Origin of the sequence: Streptomyces sp. cg36 (assembly GCF_041080675.1) — a bacterium.
Taxonomy (GTDB): Bacteria; Actinomycetota; Actinomycetes; order Streptomycetales; family Streptomycetaceae; genus Streptomyces.
On the sequence record NZ_CP163520.1, the window covers coordinates 2551662 to 2571000 of the forward strand.

Genomic DNA, 19339 nt, shown 5'->3' on the forward strand with positions numbered 1-19339 from the left:
AAGGGGAAATAGACGTCTCAATACGGACGTAAGAAGCAGTTCAATTTACTGGCAGTAACAGCGGCCGCGTTTACCAAGTTTTGGTAAAACGCGGCCGCCCACTGTCAACGTGTCGCCAAATCGTCAGTAAAGAACCCGGGCCAGGGCGCCGCGCGCCTTGGTCACCCGCGGGTCGTCCGCGCCGACCACTTCGAAGAGTTCGAGCAGGCGCACCCGGACCGCGTTGCGGTCCTCCCCGGCGGTGACCCGGGCGGTGTCGACCAGCCGGGCGAAGGCGTCCTCGACATGACCGCCCACCAGGTCCAGGTCCGCCGCGGCGATCTGCGCCTCGACGTCCTTCGGGTCCTCGGCGGCCTCCTGGCGGACCCGGGCCGGGTCCATGTCCTGGACGCGGCGCAGGAGTTCGGCCTGCGCGAGGCCGAGCTTGGCCTCGGGGTGGCCGGGGTCGTCGGCCAGTACGTTCTTGTACGCCTGGACCGCGCCGGCCAGATCGCCGGAGTCCAGGGCGAGCACGGCCGCTTCGAGCAGGGCGTCATAGGGGCCGACCGGCGCCGCGGCGGAGGCCGCCGCCGGGGCCGCGTCCGCGTCCACCGCGATCCCGGTGAGGCCGAAACGCTCCTCGGCGACCTGGATCAGCTGGTCGAGGGTCTCGCGGATCTGCGCCTCGGGGGCCGCGCCCTGGAAGAGGGGCAGCGCCTGGCCCGCGACCACCGCGAAGACCGCCGGGATCCCCTGGATCCCGAACTGCTGCATCAGCATCTGGTTGGCGTCGACATCGATCTTGGCCAGCAGGAAGCGGCCGTCGTACTCGACGGCCAGCCGCTCCAGGAGCGGGCCGAGCTGCTTGCACGGCTCGCACCACTCGGCCCAGAAGTCGATGACGACGGGCACCTCGGCGGAGCGCTGGATGATGTCGCGCTCGAATCCGGCCTCGTCGACATCGATCACGAGGGCCGACGGCGGCACCGCCGTGCCCCCGCCCTGGCGGGCGGCCTCGGCGCGGGCCTGCTCCGCCTTGGCCTTGGCCTCACCGGCCGCCTTCACCGCGGCGAGGTCGACGACGCCGCTCATGGACATGTTCCTAGGCTGCATGCGTACATCCTCCCCCTTCCGCGCGCGGGTGTGGTGAACCGGTGGCAGGATCCGGGCCCACCCCATGACCCCCCGCCGGTGTGCGGGGTCGTGCGGCGGCCCGGAAGGGCTCCGGTCCGGGGTCGGCAGCCGGGTCCCCACCCGGCGCCTGTGGTCGTGCTCGTGGTTGTCGCTCCAAGACCGCTCAAGTCTTTCGCTACGAGTCGTAGCGTAACTGGAGCGGGCCCGGGACGTTCACGAGGGGGCCGTGATCTCCCCCACAGCGGTTTGGCTACCGGCCGGTATGGTCGTACGTCATGTGTTCCGAATCCAGCCCCGGCAGAGCCGCGCGCCCCGGCCGCCCCCGCAGCACGGCGGCCGACGCGGCGATCCTGCTGGCGACCAGGCAGGCGCTGGTCGAGCTGGGCTGGTCGAAGCTGACGATGGGGGACGTGGCAACCCGCGCGGGGGTCGCCAAGACGACCCTGTACCGGCGCTGGGCGGGCAAGAACGAACTGGTCGTGGACGCGGTGGCGGTCCTCTTCGACGAGCTGGAGCTGCCCGACCTCGGCAGCCTGGCGGCGGACGTGGAGGGCGTGGTGCTCCAGTTCGCCTCGATCCTCCAGCGCCCCGAGACCAAGACGGCGCTGATGGCCGTGGTCGCCGAGTCCACCCGGGACGAGGCGCTGCGCGACCGGATCCGGTCGGCGATCGTCGACCGCCAGAAACGGCTCGTACTGATCGGCCGCGAGCGCGCCCAGGTGCGCGGCGAACTCCCCTTCGAGGAGGACCCCGCCGCCTCCGCCCGCCACGCCGACCTGATCTTCGACGTGGTGGCCGGGGCGGTGGTGCACCGGGCGCTGGTGAGCGCGGAGCCCGTGGACCGGGAATGGGCCCGCGACTTCACCCTCCTGATCTGCACCGGGTTGACGGCGACGGCCTGAACGTTTCCCCGGGCGCCCCGGCCCCGTCGGCCCCCGGGGCGCCGGCTCAGACGGCGTACCGCCCGGGCGCGAACAGCGCCAGGTTCTCCGCCACCCACTCGGACGTCCGCTTCAGGCCCTCCGCCAGCGGCACCTCCGGCTGCCAGTGCGCCCACTCGCGGGCCCGGGAGTTGTCCGAAAGCAGCCGTTCCACCTCGCTGCCCGAGGGCCGCAGCCGGGCCGGGTCGACGACGACGCGGGCCTCGCGGCCGGACGCCTCGATGAGCGCGTGCGCCAGGTCGCCGATGGAGATCTCGCGCCCGGAGCCGAGGTTGACGACCTCGCCCAGCGCCCGGTCGCACTCCGCGACCGCCAGGAAGCCGCGCGCGGTGTCGGTGACATAGGTGAAGTCGCGGGTCGGGGTGAGCGAACCCAGCCGGATCTCGCGGGAGCCGGAGTGCAGCTGGGCGAGGATGGTGGGGATGACCGCCCGCGCGGACTGGCGCGGCCCATAGGTGTTGAACGGCCGCACCACCGTCACCGGCAGCTCGAAGGCGTGCCAGTGCGAGAGCGCCATCATGTCCGCGCCGATCTTCGACGCCGAGTAGGGCGACTGCGGCTGGAGCGGGTGGTCCTCGCCGATCGGCGCGGTCCGCGCGGTTCCGTAGACCTCGCTGGTGGAGGTGTGCACCAGCCGCCGCACCGCGTGCCTGCGGCACGCCTCGGCGATGTTCTCGGTGCCGACCACGTTCGTCTGGACGTAGGCGCCCGGAGAGTCGTAGCTGTACGGGATGCCGATCAGCGCCGCCAGGTGGAAGACGGTGTCGCAGCCGGCGACCGCGTCCGAGACCCGCCCGGCGTCGCGGACGTCGCCCGCGATCATCTCGACCGCCGGATGGCCCATGAGCCGGGCCAGGTGCCCCTTCTCGGCGTACGGCTTGTAGTGCACGAACGCCCGCACCCGCGCGCCCCGTTCGAGGAGCAGGTCCACCAGGGTCGAGCCGATGAAGCCCTCGGCCCCGGTCACCAGGACGGTCCGGTTCTGCCAGTTCATGCTGTGTGCTCCTTGTGGTACGAGAGGGAGTGCGGGACGGGGTGCGCGGCCAGCTCCAGGACCCTGGCGGCGAGCAGTTCGGCGGCCCGGGCGTGCGGGCCGGGGTCGGCCGCGCCCGCCATCGCGGCCAGCCGGGCCGGGGCGGCCAGCAGCGGCTCGACCAGCTCCGCGAGCCGCTCGGCGGTGGTCTCGCCGTCCGGCAGCAGCAGCCCGGCCCCGGCGTCGGAGAGGACCCGGGCGTTGTGGGTCTGGTGGTCGCCGGGCGCGTGCGGATACGGCACGAGCACCGCGGGCACCCCGGTGGTGGCGAGCTCGGCGACGGTCGCCGAACCGGCCCGGCACACCACCAGGTCGGCCGCCGCGTACGCCAGGTCCATCCGGTCGAGGTAGGGCACCGCCCGCGCCCCCCACAGCCCGGCCAGCCGCCGCCGGGTCTCCGCCAGGGCGGCGGGACCGGTCTTGATCAGCAGATGGACGTCCGCGCGCCCGTGCCAGCGCCGGGCCAGTCCGACCGATGCCTCGGTGAGCCGGGCCGCGCCCAGGCTGCCGCCGTTGACCAGCACCAGGCGCGCCCCGGGCGGCACGTCCAGGGCCCGCCGGGCCTCGGCCCGCAGCGTGGTCCGGTCGAGCCGGGCCAGCGCGGCGGAGATGGGCATCCCGGTGGTGACGGCGTCGGCGCCGCCCGCCAGATGGGCCCGGCTGCGGTCGAAGGCGACCGCGATGTTCCGGGTGAGCCGGGCCGCGAACTGGTTGGCCCGCCCCGGCACCGCGTTGGACTCGTGGATCAGGCTGGGCAGCCCGGCGAGCCTGGCGCCGACGATGACGGGGGCGCTGGGATAGCCGCCCATCCCGACGGCGACCTGGGCGCCCTGCTCGCGCAGGATCGCCCGGCACTGCGCGCCGGACTTCAGCAGGGCCGCGGGGAGCAGATAGCGGCGGGCGCCGAGCGCCGGGTCGAAGGGGATCATGTCGACGGTGTGCAGCCGGTACCCGGCGGCGGGTATCAGCTCGCCCTCCAGGCCCCGTTCCGTACCGACGAAGGAGATCACGGCGTCCGGGACGGCCCGGCGCAGTGCCTCGGCGAGCGCGAGCCCGGGATAGATGTGGCCACCGGTGCCACCCGCACCGATCACGACAGACAGTGGTGTGCGCATGCCCCACAGGCTCGCGGGGTGGCTTAAGAGGCTTCTAAGAGCGGGGTTTGGCACTCTTTGCCCATGAGCAGCAGCACGCACGCGCGCCCCCCGGCCCGGATCCTCGTGGTCGACGACGAACCCGAGGTCAGGGCGGCGGTCGAGGACGGTCTGACCGTCGAGGGATACGAGGTGCGCGGCGCCGCCGACGGGCTCGCGGCGCTGGCCGAGCTCGCCTCCTGGCAGCCGGACGCGGTGGTGCTCGACGTGATGATGCCGGTCATGGACGGGCTGGCGGTCTGCCGTCAGCTGCGGGCCGTCGGCGACCGCACCCCGGTCCTGGTACTGACCGCTCTCGACTCGGTGAGCGAGCGCGTCGACGGTCTGGAGGCGGGCGCCGACGACTATCTCGTCAAGCCGTTCGCGCTCGACGAACTGATCGCACGCGTACGGGCGTTGCTGCGGCGGGCCGCGCCCGAGCAGCCGGAGCCGGAGCAGCTCGTCTTCGCGGACCTGGCCCTCGACCCGGCGACCCGGACCGGCCACCGGGGCGGGCGGCCGCTGGAGTTCAGCCGTACCGAGTTCGCCCTGCTGGAGCTGCTGATGCGCCACCCGCGCCAGGTACTGCCGCGCGAGATGATCCTCGAACTGGTGTGGGGCCGCGACTTCGGGCCCGACTCCAACTCCCTCGCGGTGTACGTGGGTTATCTGCGACGCAAGCTGGAGGCGGGCGGCGAGTCCCGGCTCGTCCACACCGTGCACGGGGTCGGCTACCGGCTGGACGCGGCATGAGCGCGCGCCACCGGCTGGGGGCGCGCTGGCGGCGGCACCGCCCGCTGCGCACCCGGCTGGCCGTGGCCGCCTCGGCCGCGGTGGCGCTGGTCGCGCTCGGCGTCTGCACGGCCGCGTTCTTCGTGATCCGCTACGAGCTGTTCCACCAGCTGGACCTGAACCTCACCCAGTCGGCCACGCTCGCCGCCCAGCAGGGCCGGGGCGAGGCGCCCGGCGTCCTCAACGGCGAGTGCCGCTTCCTCTCCGCCCCGGCCTGCGCCCAGATCGTGCCCAGGAACCCGGCGGACGACCCGGCCAAGCCGTATCTGCTGCCCGTCCCGCCGCAGGCCCGGGAGGTCGCGGCCGGACAGCGCCGCCCCTACTTCACCAACATCACGCTCTCCGGCCACCCGGCCCGGATGCTCACCACCACGCTGACGCGCGGCGAGGCGCTCCAGGTCGCGCTGCGCGCCGACACGGTGGAGGAGGGCGTGCGCCAGGCGGCCCGGCTGCTCGTCGGCGTGGGCGCGGCCGGGGTGCTGCTCGCGGCCGGGCTCGGCTACTGGGTCTCGCGCACCGGGCTCGCCCCCGTCGCCCGGCTCACCGCGACCGCCGAGCACATCGCGGCCACCCGCGACCCCGGCCACCGCATCGAGCTGCCGTCGGGCCCGCCCGGCCGCGAGGACGAGGTGACCCGGCTCGCCGCGTCCTTCAACACCATGCTGGGCGAGCTGGAGCAGTCGGTGACCGCCCAGCGCCGCCTGGTCGCGGACGCCTCCCACGAGCTGCGCACCCCGCTCACCGCGCTGCGCACCAACGCCGAACTCCTGGCGCGCGGCGACCGGCTGACCGAGGCGCAGCGCATCCGCGCGTCCTCGGCGCTCGGCCGGCAGATCCGGGAGGTCACGGTGATGGTGAACGACCTGATCGACCTGGCCAGGGACGAGGAGCCGACCCCGCTCCTGGAGGAGGTCCGGCTCGCGCCGCTGGTGGCGCACACGGTGGACACGGCCCGGGCGCACTGGCCGGCCACCCCGTTCCGGCTCGATCTGGTGGACGCGTCCGCCACGCTGCCGGGGGTTCCGGCCCGTCTCGCCCGGCTGCTCTCCAACCTGCTGGACAACGCGGCGAAGTTCAGTCCGGCGGGGGCGGAGGTGGAAGTGGTGCTGTCCGCCCGGGAGTTGACGGTACGGGATCACGGGCCCGGGATCGCGGAGGAGGACCTCCCGTACGTCTTCGACCGGTTCTACCGGGCCGATCGGGCTCGGGCGTTGCCGGGGTCGGGGCTGGGGCTCGCCATGGCGCGGCAGATCGCTCGGGCGCATGGGGCGGAGCTGTCCGTGCGGAATGCGGTGGGTGGGGGTGCGGAGTTCCGGGTTTCGTGGGCCGGGTAGCCCACGGTCCGGCTGTGCGGGGGGTTTCGGGTGCGGGCCGTGCGGGGTTGGCCGCCTCTTCTGTTCCCCACCCCGCCCCTTCCCTTGAGCCCTTGGGCGGGCGGCCCTTGCCTTCGCCTGCGGACCGTGCTCGCTTCTCGCGCAGTTCCCCGCGCCCCTTCGAAACCCGCCTTCGCCTGCGGACCGTGCTCGCTTCTCGCGCCGTTCCCCGCGCCCCTGGCCACCGGGGGGCGCGGGGAACTGTGCGGTCGGCTTGCACGGTCCGCAGGCGGGTGGCGGCCCGGGGTGCTAGAAGCCGGCCGGCTCCGTGTAGATGCCCCACTCGTCGCGCAGCACCCCGCAGATCTCTCCCAGCGTCGCCTCCGCCCGCACCGCGTCCAGCATCGGGGCGATCATGTTCGAGCCGTCGCGCGCGGCGGCGAGCATCGCGTCCAGGGCGGACCGCACCCGGGCCTCGTCCCGCGCCGCCTTGCGGTCGGCCAGGACGCGGACCTGGTCGCGCTCCACCTCGTGGCTGACCCGCAGGATCTCCAGGTCGCCGGTGACCGAGCCGTGGTGCACGTTGACGCCGACGACCCGCTTCTCGCCCTTCTCCAGGGCCTGCTGGTACTGGAACGCCGACTCGGCGATCTCGCCGGTGAACCAGCCGTCCTCGATGCCGCGCAGGATGCCCGAGGTGATCGGGCCGATCGGGTGCTGCCCGTCGGGGTGCGCCCGGGTCCCGCGCTCCTTGATCTGGTCGAAGATCTTCTCGGCCTCCGCCTCGATGCGGTCGGTGAGCTGCTCCACGTACCAGGAGCCGCCGAGCGGGTCGGCCACGTTGACCACGCCCGTCTCCTCCATGATCACCTGCTGGGTGCGCAGCGCGATCTCGGCGGCCTGCTCGCTGGGCAGGGCCAGCGTCTCGTCGAGGGCGTTGGTGTGCAGCGAGTTCGTGCCGCCGAGGATCGCGGAGAGCGCCTCGACCGCCGTCCGCACGACGTTGTTGTACGGCTGCTGGGCGGTCAGCGAGACACCGGCCGTCTGGGTGTGGAAGCGCAGCCACTGCGCCTTGTCGGTCTTCGCCCCGTACACCTCCTTCATCCAGCGCGCCCAGATCCGGCGGGCGGCGCGGAACTTGGCGATCTCCTCGAAGAAGTCGAGGTGCGCGTCGAAGAAGAAGGACAGGCCGGGCGCGAAGACGTCCACGTCGAGGCCGCGCGACAGGCCCAGCTCGACGTAGCCGAAGCCGTCCGCCAGCGTGTACGCCAGCTCCTGCGCGGCCGTCGCCCCGGCCTCGCGGATGTGGTAGCCGGAGACCGAGAGCGGCTTGTACGCCGGGATGCCCCGGGCGCAGTGCTCCATCAGGTCGCCGATGAGGCGCAGGTGCGGCTCGGGCTGGAAGAGCCACTCCTTCTGCGCGATGTACTCCTTGAAGATGTCGGTCTGGAGCGTGCCGTTGAGGACGGCCGGGTCGACGCCCTGGCGCTCGGCGGCCACCAGGTACATGCAGAACGCCGGTACGGCGGGTCCGCTGATCGTCATCGACGTGGTGACGTCGCCGAGCGGGATGTCCTTGAAGAGGACCTCCATGTCGGCGGCCGAGTCGATGGCCACGCCGCAGTGGCCGACCTCGCCCAGCGAGCGCGGGTCGTCGGAGTCGCGGCCCATCAGGGTCGGCATGTCGAAGGCGACGGAGAGGCCGCCGCCGCCCGCCGCGAGGATCATCTTGTAGCGCTCGTTGGTCTGCTCGGCGTTGCCGAACCCGGCGAACTGCCGGATGGTCCAGGTCCGGCCCCGGTAGCCGGTCGGGTGGAGCCCGCGCGTGTACGGGTACTCACCGGGCCAGCCGATCCGCTCGAAGCCCTCGTAGGTGTCGCCGGGGCGGGGGCCGTAGACCGGGTCGACCGGGTCCCCGGAGAGCGTGGTGAAGTCCGCGTCCCGCTTGCGGGCCTTGTCGTAACGGGCCTGCCAGCGTCGGCGGCCCTCCTCGATGGCGTCAGCGTCCATGCCTTCGAATTTACTAGGACGTCCTAGTAAATGTCGATGGCCGACCGCCCGCGGTTCTCCGCGGGCGGTGGGGGTTACGCCTGGGCGGTGGCCGGCGCCGGGTCCGCGACCAGGGCCTCGACCTCGCGGGAGACCTTGCGCTCGACGAAGAAGGCGGCGGTGGGAATCGTGCCCGCGAGGAGCACCCACAGCTGCTTGCCGACCGGCCACTTCGCCTTGGAGCCGAGGTCGAAGGCGAAGACGAGGTACAGCACGTACAGCCAGCCGTGGGCGATGCCGACGACCTTGGTGAAGTCCGCCGCGCCGTCCATGTCCAGCAGGTACTTGGCGACCACGCCGAGGGTCAGCAGGACGAGGAGGACACCCGTGATGTAGGCCATCGCCCGGTACCGGGTCAGCACGCTCTTTTTCATGCCTACGAGCGTAACGGCCCCCCGGACCCGATCTTGCGCCGCCCTACCGCACCCCAGAACGGCCCCGCAGGGCCCTTTGAGGGGCGCGGGGAACGGCGCGACCAGCCCGCAACCACCCGCACCCGGCCCACGGCAGCAAGGCCCTACACGTCACCGCATGGGCCCGCAGGGCCCACTCGGGGGCGCGGGGAACTGCGCGACCGGCCCACGGCAACCCGCACCCGGCACACCACGGCGAGGCGCACGCCCTACTCGTCCTCGAAGTCGCGCGCGGCAACCCGAAGGGGCCGCAGCAGCGCGAAGATCTCCCCGCACTCCTCCGCGTCGTACGCCCCGAGCCCGAAGTCCATCGCCATCAGGTCCCGCGTCGCGTTCTCGACGACCTCGCGGCCCTTGTCGGTGATGGACGCGAGCGTGCCCCGTCCGTCGTTCGGGTTGGGGCGCTTGTCGACGAGGCCGGAGCGGACCAGCCGGTCCACCGTGTTGGTGACCGAGGTCGGGTGGACCATCAGCCGCTCGCCGATCTTGGACATCGGCAACTCGCCCGCCTTGGAGAAGGTGAGCAGCACCAGCGCCTCGTACCGGGCGAAGGTCAGCCCGTACGGCTTGACGACCGCGTCGACCTCGGCGAGCAGGATCTGGTGCGCGCGCATGATCGAGGTGATCGCCCCCATCGAGGGCACCGGCCCCCAGCGCTGCTGCCAGAGCTCGTCGGCGCGGGCGATGGGGTCGAACGGGAGGCTGAGGGGCTTGGGCACGCGTCGACCTTACCGACTGGTCATATGCCGGTCAGCCCCGTCTCGAAGTTCGGTCCGTTCACCCGCCCGCCACATGCCCGGCATGGCGGTCCCCTGCGAAGAGTGACCGTTATGTCACGATTCTCGGCGTCCTGTGTACGCCCGGTGACCCCAGGGAGCCGTATGCCCCGGCCCGCCCCCCGCCGTGGAACCGCCCGGCACCGCGTCCTGCTCGCCGCCCTGCTGCTGACCGCCACGGCCGGCTGCGGGGGCTCCAGCGGGCCGGACTCCGGCCCGGCGCCCGCCGTCCAGGGCCGCTCGGGCGACGGCGCCGCCCCCGCGCCCGGCGGGCCGTTCTGGGTCGACCCGGACAGCAGCGCCGCCAAGCAGATCAAGATCTGGACGGCCCAGGGCCGCACCGCCGACGCCGAGGCGCTGCGCCGGATCGCGGACCGGCCGATGGCGGACTGGCCCGCCTGGGACGACCCGGGGCCGGGCATCGGGCGGGCGGTGGCCGGGGCCGCCAAGGAGCAGCGCACGGTACTGCTCGTGGCCTACAACATCCCGCACCGCGACTGCGGCGGGCTCTCGGCGGGCGGCGCCGCGGACAGCGACACGTACCGCACCTGGTTCGGCAGGTTCGCCGAGGCGATCGGCGACGCCCGGGCCATCGTGGTCCTGGAGCCGGACGCGGTGGCCCACATGGTCGACGGCTGCACCACCCCCGACCACTGGGACCAGCGCTACCAGCTGCTCAACGAGGCGCTCGACCGCTTCAAGAAGCTGCCCAACACCAAGGTGTACCTGGACGCGGGCAACCCGGCCTGGATCCCGGACCCGGCCAAGCTGGTCGAGCCGCTGACCCGGGCCGGGGTGGCCCGCGCCGACGGGTTCGCGCTGAACGTCTCCAACTTCCAGACCGACGACTCGGTGCGCGCGTACGGCACCAGGGTCGCCCAGGGGCTGGGCGGCAAGCACTTCGTCATCGACACCAGCCGCAACGGCGCGGGCCCGCTGCTCGACGACCGCAACCAGGCGTGGTGCAATCCGCCGGGCCGCGCGCTCGGCACGCCGCCGACCCTGAACACCGGGCAGCCGCTGCTCGACGCGTACCTGTGGATCAAGCGGCCCGGCGACTCCGACGGCACCTGCCGGGGCGGCCCGGCGGCCGGCTCCTGGTGGCCGGAGTACGCCCTGGGGCTCGCCAAGCGCGCCAAGCCGTAGCCCGGACCACGGCGGGTGCCGCGGCCCGGACCACGGCCGGGCGGGGGTGCGGGCGGCTCAGTCGACCAGCAGCCACTTGGCCTCGGACGGGGTGCCCTCGGTGTCCGTGACGAAGACCATGTACCAGCCGGGCGGCACCAGCGCCTTGTCGCGCGGCACCTCGACCGTCACCGAGTGCGCGTCCTTGGTCAGCCGCAGGTCGATGGAGCGCTGCTCGACGTCGGTGGTGTGGGTGACGGCGCTGGGCCGCATCAGCCGGGCCTTGGCGATCCGCTCCGGGTGCTGGGTGCGGAAGGTGGCGCGCCGGTCCTGGCCGACCGCCTGCGGGCCGTCGCCCAGCACCGGGCGCTTCTCCTTGTCCCGGTAGAGGTAGGGCGGGGTGTAGATCTCCATGCGCTGCTCGAACTTGCCGAGCTTGGTGTTGTCCTTGTCGCCGAAGAGCGAGTCGGAGCCGAAGGTGGCGACCCGGCCGTCGGGCAGCAGCAGCGCCTCGGAGTGGTAGTTGCGGCCGACCGTGGGGTCGGCGGCCTCGCGGAAGGCGTTGTGCGCGGGGTCGTAGAACTGGGCCCGGAGGATGTTGCTGGCGCCGCGGCCCCGGTAGTCCTCGGAGCCGCCGCTGGTGAAGACGGAGTCGTCGGGCAGGATCACGCTGTTGAGGTAGCGGGTGCCCTGCGGCAGCTCGGGTCCCTTCTTGAACGCGGGGCTGTCCTGCTTGAGGTCGATCAGCGCGGTGCGCGGCGTGGACTTCTCCGACTCGCCGACCCCGCCGCCGCCCAGCAGCATGAACCGCTGGTCCTGGGCGGGCGGTAGCAGCAGCGAACTGGCCGTCTCGGTCTGGTCGCCGTCGCCGAGGCCGCCCAGCTTGGTGAAGGTGTTGGTGGCGACGTCCCACAGACCCGGCTCGCGGCCCTTGTCGGCGGGCCCGTAGCCCGCGTTGGCGCCGGAGTAGAAGAGCTTGCCGCTCTTGGTGAGGAAGAGCGACGGATAGGTGGGGAAGTAGCGGAACGGCCCCTTGGACCACTTCTTGGTCTTCGGGTCGTAGATCTCGTTGTCGCCCGCCAGGATCGTGCCGACGTCGTCGAGCCCGGAGACCGCGAGCACCCGGCCGTCCTTGAGGGTGGTGAGCGTCGGGTACCAGCGGGCCTCCCGCATCGGGGCGACCGGGATGTACTTCTCCGCCCGGGGGTCGAACTCGTAGGCCGCCCGGATCCCCTGGAAGTCCTGCTTGTCCATGGTGATCTTCTCGGCGAGCCCGTACGTGTTGTCGGCGTCGGCGCCGGTCAGGCCCTCGATCTCGTACTGGGCCTGGTCCTTGGCCACCGACCGGGGGCCCTCGGCGACGGCCTCCACGAAGACCCGGGCCTCGGCGGCGGTGACCTTGGTCTTCCAGGGCCGCATCTGGCCGGTGGCGTAGTAGCTCACCTCGAACTCGCGCTTGGCCCGGGGCACGGTGACGTCGAACTTGGCGGCGTACTCGACGCCGGAGGGCGAGCGGAACTTGGTGCCCTTCTTGATGGTGACGGCCTTGTCCGGGTTCTCGTTCTTCACCCGCATCCCGCCGCCGGCCCGTTTGACCTGGGCGTCCAGCACCTCGTAGCGGGCGGTGCCGCCCGCGACCAGGAGACGGCCGTCGGGAAGCTGGGCGTGGCCCGAGCAGAAGAAGTCCTCGGGGGTGGGGATCTTCTTGAAGCTGTTGTCCTTGGGGTTCCACAGCACGGTGTCGAAGGAGCCCGCGTCGAACTTCTCCTGCTTGTTGCCGGAGCCCGCGATGATCAGCACCTTGCCGGTGTGCAGCAGGGCCGCGTGGATCGCGTTGGTGCGGTACTCGGAGGGGATGTCGACGGTGTCCCAGGCGCCGTACTTGCGCATGTAGTCGGGCTGGCGGATCTGGTACGCGTGGTACTGCTCCTCGGCGAAGGAGACCGCGGCGGGGGCGTTCAGCCCGGCCAGCAGCACGACGGCACCGCCGCCGAGGGCCGTCTTCTTCATCCGGGGGGAGGGGCGGTAGCGCATGGGTCAGTTCCCTCCGGTGGGGGTGGCGGCGGGTGCGGTGGCCGCCGGGGCGTCTGCGGCGAGGGCCGCCTCGGCGTCGGCGAGGGCCAGGGCGTCCCGTTTCCGCGCGGCGCGCTCGCGCACGACGGTCGCGGACCAGACGGCGACCGGGGCGAGCGCGATGGCGAGGGCGAGGACGGCCCAGGTGCGCATGGCCACGTGGGTGTGGCCGTAGTGCACGGAGGCGGCGAGCGAGGCCACCAGGACGGCGGCCCAGAACAGATGGATCCGGAAGGTCCAGAGCCGGTCGGGGCTGGCCTCGCCGCCCTTGGGGGTGACCACGAACCGCCCCCGGGTGCGCAGCACGGCCGAGCCGAGCGACTTGAGGTAGATGGGCGCGGAGAGCGCGGACATCCCCATTCCGGCGAGCCCGCCGGAGCCCTGCGGCTCGTGCGGCGAGACGTTGTGGCGCCGGTTCCAGAGGTAGAGCCCGATCTGGAGGGCGGCGGCGTCGCTGTAGAGCATCAGCCAGACGGAGGCCGAGACCTGGGTGCCGGAGGCGCCGAACCAGAGGAACAGGACGCAGGAGACGATGCCGAGCAGCCAGTTGACGGCGGTCATCGGGTAGTAGACGAGCATCAGGGTGTACGAGAGGAGCCGCCCGGGCGGGACCCGGAACAGAGCCTTCCAGTACTGCTTCAGGAGCGTCTCGTACGTACCGCGCGACCAGCGCATCTGCTGGGTGAAGAAGTCGGTCCAGGACTCCGGGCCCTCGCCGACGGCCAGCACGTCCGGGGTGTAGACCGACCGCCAGTAGTGCCCGGTCCGCGGGTTCTTGCGGCGGTGCAGCTCGAAGCCGGTGGCCATGTCCTCGGTGATCGAGTCGTAGAGCCCGCCGACCTGGCGCAGCGCGGTGATCCGCACGACGTTGTTGGTGCCGACGAACATGGGGGCGCGGTAGCGGTTGCCGGCCCGCTGGATCAGCGCGTGGAAGAGGAACTGCTGGGACTCGGCGGCCTTGGTGACGGGCGAGTGGTAGTTCCCGTAGACCTGCGGGCCGACCACGAAGGCGACGTCGGGGTCGCGGAAGTAGCCCATCATCCGCTCCAGGAACTCGGGGAGCGGCACGTGGTCGGTGTCGACCGAGGCGAAGTAGTCGTAGGCGTCGCCGTGCATGGCGAGCCAGGCGTTGTAGTTGCCGTGCTTGGTGCGGGCCTTGTGCGGGCCCTTCTTGCGGTTCCACTCGGGGACGCCGCGGCGGGTGAAGTGCCGCACCCCCAGCTCCTCGCAGAGCGCCCGCACCGCCTCGTCGTCGCCCTCGTCCAGCAGCCAGACGTCCAGCGGGCCCGTGTGGTGGACGCGGACCGCGCCCTCCAGGGTGGCCCGGACCATGGCCATGGGCTCCTTGCCGGGCACGTACGTGGTGAGGAAGGCGACCCGGGTGCCGGGCTCGGGGACCACGGGGACCGGGTCGCGGGCGACCATCGTGGCGTGGGCGATGGAGACCACGTTGACGACCATGAACAGCTCGATCAGCCCGATGGCGACGAGCATCGCGACGTCCAGGCCGACCAGCCACTCGTCGCCGCCCTCGCGCTCCACCCAGTGGGTCGGCCAGACGAGGTAGACCAGCAGGATCGCGGTGAGCACGGGTGCCAGCGTCATCAGCAGGACGGCGCGTATTCGGCGGGGCTCGTTGGAGAGCAGGCTCCGGTAGCGCACCCGGTAGCCGTTGGGGTCCGGCTCCGTGAGCGGCCCGGCCAGACGACTGTGACTCTCGTAGTCGTAGGTCTCCGACGTACTCTCCGACCGCACTGTGCCCTCCAGCTGATCGAGCAGTTAGATATCCCCACAAAAGTGGAGATTCTTCGGCGTGTCGACTGGAGTACTCCGAGTGAGCGGTTCTCGTACGGGAGGAGTGCGGCCGTTCACCGGGGGCCGGACACGGCGGAGCCCCCGGCGCCGCGCGGGGCGGCCGGGGGCTCGGAGGCGGGCCGGCGACGAGGAGTCAGGCGGAGAGGTGGCGCTCGACCGTCTCCACCTTGGAGGTGAGGCCGTCGGTGACGCCCGGGCGGACGTCGGCCTTGAGGACCAGCGAGACGCGCGGGGCGCGGGCCTCCACGGCGGCGACGGCCCGCTTGACCACGTCCATCACCTCGTCCCACTCGCCTTCGACGGAGGTGAACATGGCGTCGGTCCGGTTCGGCAGACCGGACTCGCGCACGACGCGCACGGCGTCCGCGACGTACTCCCCCACGTCCTCGCCGACGCCCAGCGGGGTGACCGAGAAGGCGACGATCACGCTCCGACCACGCCTTCCTTGCGGGCGCGGGCGGCGATCAGGGCGTCCTCGGCCTCGCGCTTGAGCTTGCGCTCGGCCACGAAGCCGCCGAACGGCAGCACGGAGAGCACGAAGAAGAGGGCGGCCGTCTTCACCGGCCACTTGGCCTTGTTCCAGGCGTCCGCCCAGAAGATCACGTAGAGGATGAAGAGGATGCCGTGGATCGCACCCATCACCGGGACGGCGTTGACGTCGGTCGTGCGCTTGAGCACCGAGCAGACGAGCAGCAGCAGGAAGGAGACTGCCTCGGGGGCCGAGACCAGCCGGAGTCGGTGGAACGCGGATGCGGTCTTGATGTCCACGGGGGCACCTTCGGTGGGAGGGGTCACTGGGCGGTTGCTTGTGAACGCGAGCACAAACGTTCCCCCATTCTGACACCGCCGGTGCGGTGATCCCGTCCGGGGTCGGGGGCGGCGGACGGGGCGCCAGGGGCCTGGCCGGGGCGGAGCCGGTGCCGCTAACGTCAGCCCGTGGCAACGTTCCGACTCCAAGGCAGCAAAGTGCTGGCCGTCGACATGACCGGGGACGCCGTCAAGGCGAAGAACGGCTCGATGGTCGCCTACGACGGCCAGATGGCCTTCAAGAAGATGTCCGGCGGCGGTGAGGGCATCCGCGGCATGGTGACCCGCCGCCTCACCGGCGAGTCCATGACCGTGATGGAGGTGAAGGGCAACGGCACCTGCTACTTCGCGGACCGGGCCTCCGAGATCAACCTCGTCTCGCTCCAGGGCGACAAGCTCTACGTCGAGGCCAGCAATCTGCTCGCCACCGACGCTGGCCTGCGCACCGGCACCACCTTCACCGGGCTGCGCGGCGCGACCCAGGGCAACGGCCTGTTCACGACCACCGTCGAGGGCCACGGCCAGGCGGCGATCATGTCGGACGGCCCGGCCGTGGTGCTGCGGGTGAGCGCCCAGTACCCGCTCTCGGTCGACCCGGGCGCCTACATCGCCCACCAGGGCAGCCTGCAGCAGCACTTCCAGTCGGGGGTGACGTTCCGCACGTTCCTGGGCGAGGGCTCGGGCGAGGCGTTCCAGATCCGCTTCGAGGGCGAGGGCCTGGTGTACGTGCAGCCCAGCGAGCGCAACACGATCGGCGGGGAGATCTGATGCCCTTCCGGGAGATCAACTCCAAGATGGTCGAGGCCACCGTGGCCCCCGGCCAGAAGATGTTCAGCCAGCGCGGCGCGATGCTCGCGTACAAGGGCGAGGTGTCCTTCACGCCCAACATCCAGGGCGGCCAGGGCGGCATCATGTCGATGATCGGGCGTCGGGTGGCCAACGAGGCCACCCCCCTGATGACGGTCGAGGGCAGCGGCACGGTGATGTTCGGCCACGGCGGCCACCACATCCAGGTGATCAACCTCGCCGGGGACACCCTGTACGTGGAGGCGGACCGGCTGCTCGCCTTCGACGGCACGCTCCAGCAGGGCACGATGTTCATGGGCTCGCAGGGCGGCGTGATGGGCATGGTGCGGGGCCAGGTGACCGGCCAGGGCCTGTTCACCACCACGCTCAAGGGGCACGGCGCGGTCGCGGTGATGGCGCACGGCGGGGTCGTCGAGCTGCCGATCGCCCCGCAGCGCCCGGTCCACGTCGACCCGCAGGCGTACGTGGCCCACCACGGCGACGTGCGCAACAAGCTGTCCACGGCGCTGGGCTGGCGGGACATGGTCGGGCGGGGCTCGGGCGAGGCGTTCCAGCTCGAACTGTCCGGCAGCGGCGCGGTGTACGTCCAGGCATCCGAGGAGAAGCTGTGAGCATCGCGCAGCCGGGCGGCCCGGCGGTCTTCGACCCGATGACGCTGCCGTGCGACGACAACGTCAACAAGTACACCTTCTGCGTGGAGCTCAAGTCGAGCCAGTGGTTCCTGCAGAAGGGCAAGATGATCGCCTACTACGGGCGCATCGACTTCAACGGCATCGGCCACGGACGCCTGGACCGGCTGCTGCGCACCAGCTTCCACTCGCCGCTGCACGCCAGCGACTGGGTGGTGGCCGAGGGCTCCGGCAAGATGCTCCTCGCCGACCGCGCCTTCGACGTCAACAGCTACGACCTGGAGGACGGCAATCTGACGATCCGGGCCGGGAACCTGCTGGCCTACCAGCCGTCGCTGGCCCTGAAGCAGTCGATCGTGCCGGGTTTCCTCACGCTGATCGGAACCGGGAAGTTCGTGGCGGCGTCCAATGGTCCGGTGGTGTTCATGGAGCCGCCGATCCGGGTGGACCCGCAGGCGCTGGTCGGCTGGGCCGACTGTCCGTCGCCCTGCCACCACTACGATCACGGCTACATGACGGGCGTGCTGGGCGGAATCCGGTCACTGACCGGGCTCGGCGGCACCTCCGGGGAGGAGCACCAGTTCGAGTTCGTGGGCGCGGGCACCGTGCTGCTCCAGTCGACCGAGGTGCTGATGGCGGAGCAGACAGCGGGGCAAGTGCCCGCGGAACCGGGCGTTCCGGGCGGCGGGGCGCCGGCCGGGGCGGGCGGGGCGGGCGGTTCGGTACCGCGTCTTCCCGGCCAGCTCGGTGACCTCCAGCGTCGCTTCGGCCTGTGAGCGGTAGTCTGCGGAGTGTGACGTCGAACGCGTGCACCCTTGCCGGGCGCTGACCACGACCCTTGTGCCTGTGCGTGCGGGGCGTCACACTCCCAGGCTTCGTTCAGAATTCAACTTCTTAGGTAGAATCCACATATGGAGACCGAGACGGCCACCAACTGGCTGACCGATAGCGAGCAGTGCGCCTGGCGTACCTATCTGGACGTCAACAGGATGCTGACGCACCAGATGGAAAAGGACCTGCAGCCGTTCGGCCTGACCAACAACGACTACGAGATCCTGGTCAACCTCTCGGAGGCCGAGGGGCAGCGGCTGCGCATGAGCGACCTCGCCGCCGCGACCCTTCAGTCCAAGAGCCGCCTCTCGCACCAGATCACGCGAATGGAGAACGCGGGGCTCGTGCGGCGGGAGAACTGCGAGTCCGACCGGCGCGGGCTGTTCGCCGTGCTGACGGACGCGGGGGTGGAGACCATGGAGAAGGTGGCGCCGCACCACGTGGCGTCGGTGCGCAAGCACTTCATCGATCTGCTGTCGAGCGACGCCCTGACGGATCTGCGGGCCTCCCTGACCCCGGTCGCGGAACACCTGCGCGGGCACCGCGGGAAGCTCTGAGGGGTTGCCCCTGCGGGGCGCGTGGGGCCCCAGCCGCTCCGCCGGGGCCTGGCCCCGGGCCCGGGGCGGGGCCGCCCCCGCACTCCGCGTCATGTGTTCACCCGCGGGCCGGTGGCGGCCGGTCGCGCAGCGACGGGGCGAAGCCCCTGGCCTGCCGGGGCTAGGCGCCCGTCAGGCCCTGGACCAGTTCGTCCGCCGCCGCGTAGGGGTCCAGCTCGCCGCCGACGATGCGGGACGCCAGCGCGTCGAGGCGGCGGTCGCCCCGCAGGTCCCCGATCCGCTCCCGCAGGGCGGTCACCGCGATCGTCTCCACCTCGCGGGACGCCCGCGAGAGCCGCCGCTCGGCCAGCACCCCGTGCTCCTCCATCCACGCCCGGTGCTTCTCCAGCGCCTCCACGAGCTCCTCGACGCCCTCGGAGCGGGCCGCCACCGTCTTGACGATCGGCGGGCGCCAGTCGCCCGGGCCGCGCGCCTCGCCGAGCCCCAGCATGTGGTTGAGCTCCCGGGCCGTGGCGTCCGCGCCGTCCCGGTCCGCCTTGTTCACCACGTACACGTCGCCGATCTCCAGGATCCCGGCCTTGGCCGCCTGGATGCCGTCGCCCATGCCGGGCGCCAGCAGCACCACCGAGGTGTCCGCCTGGGAGGCGATCTCCACCTCGGACTGGCCCACGCCCACCGTCTCCACCAGGATCACGTCGCAGCCCGCCGCGTCCAGCACCCGGATCGCCTGCGGGGCCGACCAGGCGAGGCCGCCCAGATGGCCCCGGGTGGCCATGGAGCGGATGTAGACGCCGGGGTCGGAGGCGTGCTCGGACATCCGGACGCGGTCGCCGAGCAGGGCGCCGCCGGAGAACGGCGAGGAGGGGTCGACGGCGAGCACCCCGACCCGCTTCCCGGCCCGGCGGTACGCGGTGACCAGCGCCGAGGTGGAAGTCGACTTGCCGACACCCGGCGAACCGGTCAGCCCCACCACGTACGCCCCGCCGGTCAGCGGGGCCAACTCGGCCATCACCTCGCGCAGTTGCGGGGACGCCCCCTCGACCAGCGAGATCAGCCGGGCCACCGCGCGCGGCCGGCCCTCCCTCGCACGGGCCACCAGCTCGGGGACGTCCACCATTGCCGCTCCGTTCAG

General features: G+C 72.1%; 19 protein-coding genes. 8 read left to right on the forward strand and 11 right to left on the reverse strand.

Going from position 1 to position 19339, the window contains the following annotated elements:
- Positions 1 to 123: 123 nt before the first annotated feature.
- Positions 124 to 1092, reverse strand: a complete 969-nt coding sequence (locus AB5J87_RS11190) for a tetratricopeptide repeat protein (RefSeq protein ID WP_369376256.1) — start codon at positions 1090 to 1092, stop codon at positions 124 to 126.
- A gap of 296 nt (positions 1093 to 1388) precedes the next feature.
- On the opposite strand from AB5J87_RS11190, the gene AB5J87_RS11195 reads away from it, so the two are divergent.
- Positions 1389 to 2015: a TetR/AcrR family transcriptional regulator gene (locus AB5J87_RS11195; RefSeq protein ID WP_369376258.1), complete on the forward strand. Its 627-nt coding sequence runs from the start codon at positions 1389 to 1391 to the stop codon at positions 2013 to 2015.
- A gap of 46 nt (positions 2016 to 2061) precedes the next feature.
- Here the strand turns inward: AB5J87_RS11195 and AB5J87_RS11200 are convergent, their stop codons facing one another.
- Together AB5J87_RS11200 and AB5J87_RS11205 are read right to left on the reverse strand one after the other, a co-directional pair.
- Positions 2062 to 3048: a GDP-mannose 4,6-dehydratase gene (locus tag AB5J87_RS11200; protein ID WP_369376259.1), complete on the reverse strand. Its 987-nt coding sequence runs from the start codon at positions 3046 to 3048 to the stop codon at positions 2062 to 2064.
- Positions 3045 to 4202 carry a glycosyltransferase gene (locus tag AB5J87_RS11205; protein ID WP_369376260.1) on the reverse strand — a complete coding sequence of 386 codons (1158 nt, stop codon included), beginning with the start codon at positions 4200 to 4202 and terminating at the stop codon, positions 3045 to 3047. Before AB5J87_RS11205 ends, AB5J87_RS11200 begins: the two co-directional genes overlap by 4 nt.
- 63 nt (positions 4203 to 4265) lie before the next feature.
- Here AB5J87_RS11205 and AB5J87_RS11210 point away from each other — a divergent pair, with 63 nt between their 5' ends.
- A complete protein-coding gene (locus AB5J87_RS11210) occupies positions 4266 to 4973 on the forward strand; it encodes a response regulator transcription factor (protein ID WP_369376261.1) in 708 nt (235 codons plus the stop codon).
- The gene (locus AB5J87_RS11215; protein WP_369376262.1) at positions 4970 to 6346 is read left to right on the forward strand and encodes a sensor histidine kinase; all 1377 of its coding nucleotides are present in this window, start codon (positions 4970 to 4972) and stop codon (positions 6344 to 6346) included. Before AB5J87_RS11210 ends, AB5J87_RS11215 begins: the two co-directional genes overlap by 4 nt.
- 288 nt (positions 6347 to 6634) lie before the next feature.
- Here AB5J87_RS11215 and AB5J87_RS11220 read toward each other — a convergent pair whose 3' ends face one another.
- From AB5J87_RS11220 to AB5J87_RS11230, 3 genes are all read right to left on the reverse strand, one after another.
- The gene (locus AB5J87_RS11220; protein WP_369376263.1) at positions 6635 to 8335 is read right to left on the reverse strand and encodes a methylmalonyl-CoA mutase; all 1701 of its coding nucleotides are present in this window, start codon (positions 8333 to 8335) and stop codon (positions 6635 to 6637) included.
- A gap of 74 nt (positions 8336 to 8409) precedes the next feature.
- Positions 8410 to 8748 carry a DUF3817 domain-containing protein gene (locus AB5J87_RS11225; protein WP_369376264.1) on the reverse strand — a complete coding sequence of 113 codons (339 nt, stop codon included), beginning with the start codon at positions 8746 to 8748 and terminating at the stop codon, positions 8410 to 8412.
- A gap of 248 nt (positions 8749 to 8996) precedes the next feature.
- On the reverse strand, positions 8997 to 9506 hold the full coding sequence (locus AB5J87_RS11230; protein WP_369376265.1) for a MarR family winged helix-turn-helix transcriptional regulator: 510 nt from the start codon (positions 9504 to 9506) through the stop codon (positions 8997 to 8999).
- 162 nt (positions 9507 to 9668) lie between these two features.
- Between AB5J87_RS11230 and AB5J87_RS11235 the strand changes: the two genes are divergently transcribed.
- Positions 9669 to 10709 (forward strand): glycoside hydrolase family 6 protein, encoded by a 1041-nt coding sequence (locus AB5J87_RS11235; RefSeq protein WP_369376267.1) that lies wholly within the window; start codon positions 9669 to 9671, stop codon positions 10707 to 10709.
- Positions 10710 to 10766: 57 nt separating this feature from the next.
- Here the strand turns inward: AB5J87_RS11235 and AB5J87_RS11240 are convergent, their stop codons facing one another.
- From AB5J87_RS11240 to AB5J87_RS11255, 4 genes are all read right to left on the reverse strand, one after another.
- A complete protein-coding gene (locus AB5J87_RS11240) occupies positions 10767 to 12722 on the reverse strand; it encodes a galactose oxidase-like domain-containing protein (protein WP_369376268.1) in 1956 nt (651 codons plus the stop codon).
- 3 nt (positions 12723 to 12725) lie between these two features.
- Positions 12726 to 14516, reverse strand: coding sequence for a glycosyltransferase family 2 protein (locus AB5J87_RS11245; RefSeq protein WP_369376269.1), 1791 nt, complete (start codon positions 14514 to 14516; stop codon positions 12726 to 12728).
- Between the two features lie 193 nt (positions 14517 to 14709).
- Positions 14710 to 15003: an MTH1187 family thiamine-binding protein gene (locus AB5J87_RS11250; protein WP_137993290.1), complete on the reverse strand. Its 294-nt coding sequence runs from the start codon at positions 15001 to 15003 to the stop codon at positions 14710 to 14712.
- On the reverse strand, positions 15000 to 15344 hold the full coding sequence (locus tag AB5J87_RS11255; RefSeq protein ID WP_369376270.1) for a DUF3817 domain-containing protein: 345 nt from the start codon (positions 15342 to 15344) through the stop codon (positions 15000 to 15002). The genes AB5J87_RS11250 and AB5J87_RS11255 overlap by 4 nt, the downstream gene beginning before the upstream one ends.
- Before the next feature lie 168 nt (positions 15345 to 15512).
- Between AB5J87_RS11255 and AB5J87_RS11260 the strand changes: the two genes are divergently transcribed.
- From AB5J87_RS11260 to AB5J87_RS11275, 4 genes are all read left to right on the forward strand, one after another.
- Positions 15513 to 16151 (forward strand): AIM24 family protein, encoded by a 639-nt coding sequence (locus AB5J87_RS11260; protein ID WP_369376272.1) that lies wholly within the window; start codon positions 15513 to 15515, stop codon positions 16149 to 16151.
- Positions 16151 to 16801, forward strand: a complete 651-nt coding sequence (locus AB5J87_RS11265) for an AIM24 family protein (RefSeq protein WP_369376273.1) — start codon at positions 16151 to 16153, stop codon at positions 16799 to 16801. The genes AB5J87_RS11260 and AB5J87_RS11265 overlap by 1 nt, the downstream gene beginning before the upstream one ends.
- A 38-nt stretch (positions 16802 to 16839) precedes the next feature.
- A complete protein-coding gene (locus AB5J87_RS11270; RefSeq protein WP_369383474.1) occupies positions 16840 to 17595 on the forward strand; it encodes an AIM24 family protein in 756 nt (251 codons plus the stop codon).
- 135 nt (positions 17596 to 17730) lie between these two features.
- Entirely contained in the window at positions 17731 to 18207 is a 477-nt protein-coding gene (locus AB5J87_RS11275) for a MarR family winged helix-turn-helix transcriptional regulator (protein ID WP_369376274.1), read from the forward strand.
- Positions 18208 to 18367: 160 nt separating this feature from the next.
- Here AB5J87_RS11275 and meaB read toward each other — a convergent pair whose 3' ends face one another.
- On the reverse strand, positions 18368 to 19324 hold the full coding sequence (gene meaB, locus AB5J87_RS11280; RefSeq protein WP_369376275.1) for a methylmalonyl Co-A mutase-associated GTPase MeaB: 957 nt from the start codon (positions 19322 to 19324) through the stop codon (positions 18368 to 18370).
- Between the last annotated feature and the right edge of the window lie 15 nt (positions 19325 to 19339).

Excerpts from the sequence above, each read along its gene's own strand:
- AB5J87_RS11190 (WP_369376256.1), bottom strand. The coding sequence starts at position 1,092 with ATGCAGCCTAGGAACATGTCCATGAGCGGCGTCGTCGACCTCGCCGCG.
- AB5J87_RS11195 (WP_369376258.1), top strand. The coding sequence starts at position 1,389 with ATGTGTTCCGAATCCAGCCCCGGCAGAGCCGCGCGCCCCGGCCGCCCC.
- AB5J87_RS11200 (WP_369376259.1), bottom strand. The coding sequence starts at position 3,048 with ATGAACTGGCAGAACCGGACCGTCCTGGTGACCGGGGCCGAGGGCTTC.
- AB5J87_RS11205 (WP_369376260.1), bottom strand. The coding sequence starts at position 4,202 with ATGCGCACACCACTGTCTGTCGTGATCGGTGCGGGTGGCACCGGTGGC.
- AB5J87_RS11210 (WP_369376261.1), top strand. The coding sequence starts at position 4,266 with ATGAGCAGCAGCACGCACGCGCGCCCCCCGGCCCGGATCCTCGTGGTC.
- AB5J87_RS11215 (WP_369376262.1), top strand. The coding sequence starts at position 4,970 with ATGAGCGCGCGCCACCGGCTGGGGGCGCGCTGGCGGCGGCACCGCCCG.
- AB5J87_RS11220 (WP_369376263.1), bottom strand. The coding sequence starts at position 8,335 with ATGGACGCTGACGCCATCGAGGAGGGCCGCCGACGCTGGCAGGCCCGT.
- AB5J87_RS11225 (WP_369376264.1), bottom strand. The coding sequence starts at position 8,748 with ATGAAAAAGAGCGTGCTGACCCGGTACCGGGCGATGGCCTACATCACG.
- AB5J87_RS11235 (WP_369376267.1), top strand. The coding sequence starts at position 9,669 with ATGCCCCGGCCCGCCCCCCGCCGTGGAACCGCCCGGCACCGCGTCCTG.
- AB5J87_RS11240 (WP_369376268.1), bottom strand. The coding sequence starts at position 12,722 with ATGCGCTACCGCCCCTCCCCCCGGATGAAGAAGACGGCCCTCGGCGGC.
- AB5J87_RS11265 (WP_369376273.1), top strand. The coding sequence starts at position 16,151 with ATGCCCTTCCGGGAGATCAACTCCAAGATGGTCGAGGCCACCGTGGCC.
- AB5J87_RS11270 (WP_369383474.1), top strand. The coding sequence starts at position 16,840 with ATGACGCTGCCGTGCGACGACAACGTCAACAAGTACACCTTCTGCGTG.
- AB5J87_RS11275 (WP_369376274.1), top strand. The coding sequence starts at position 17,731 with ATGGAGACCGAGACGGCCACCAACTGGCTGACCGATAGCGAGCAGTGC.
- meaB (WP_369376275.1), bottom strand. The coding sequence starts at position 19,324 with ATGGTGGACGTCCCCGAGCTGGTGGCCCGTGCGAGGGAGGGCCGGCCG.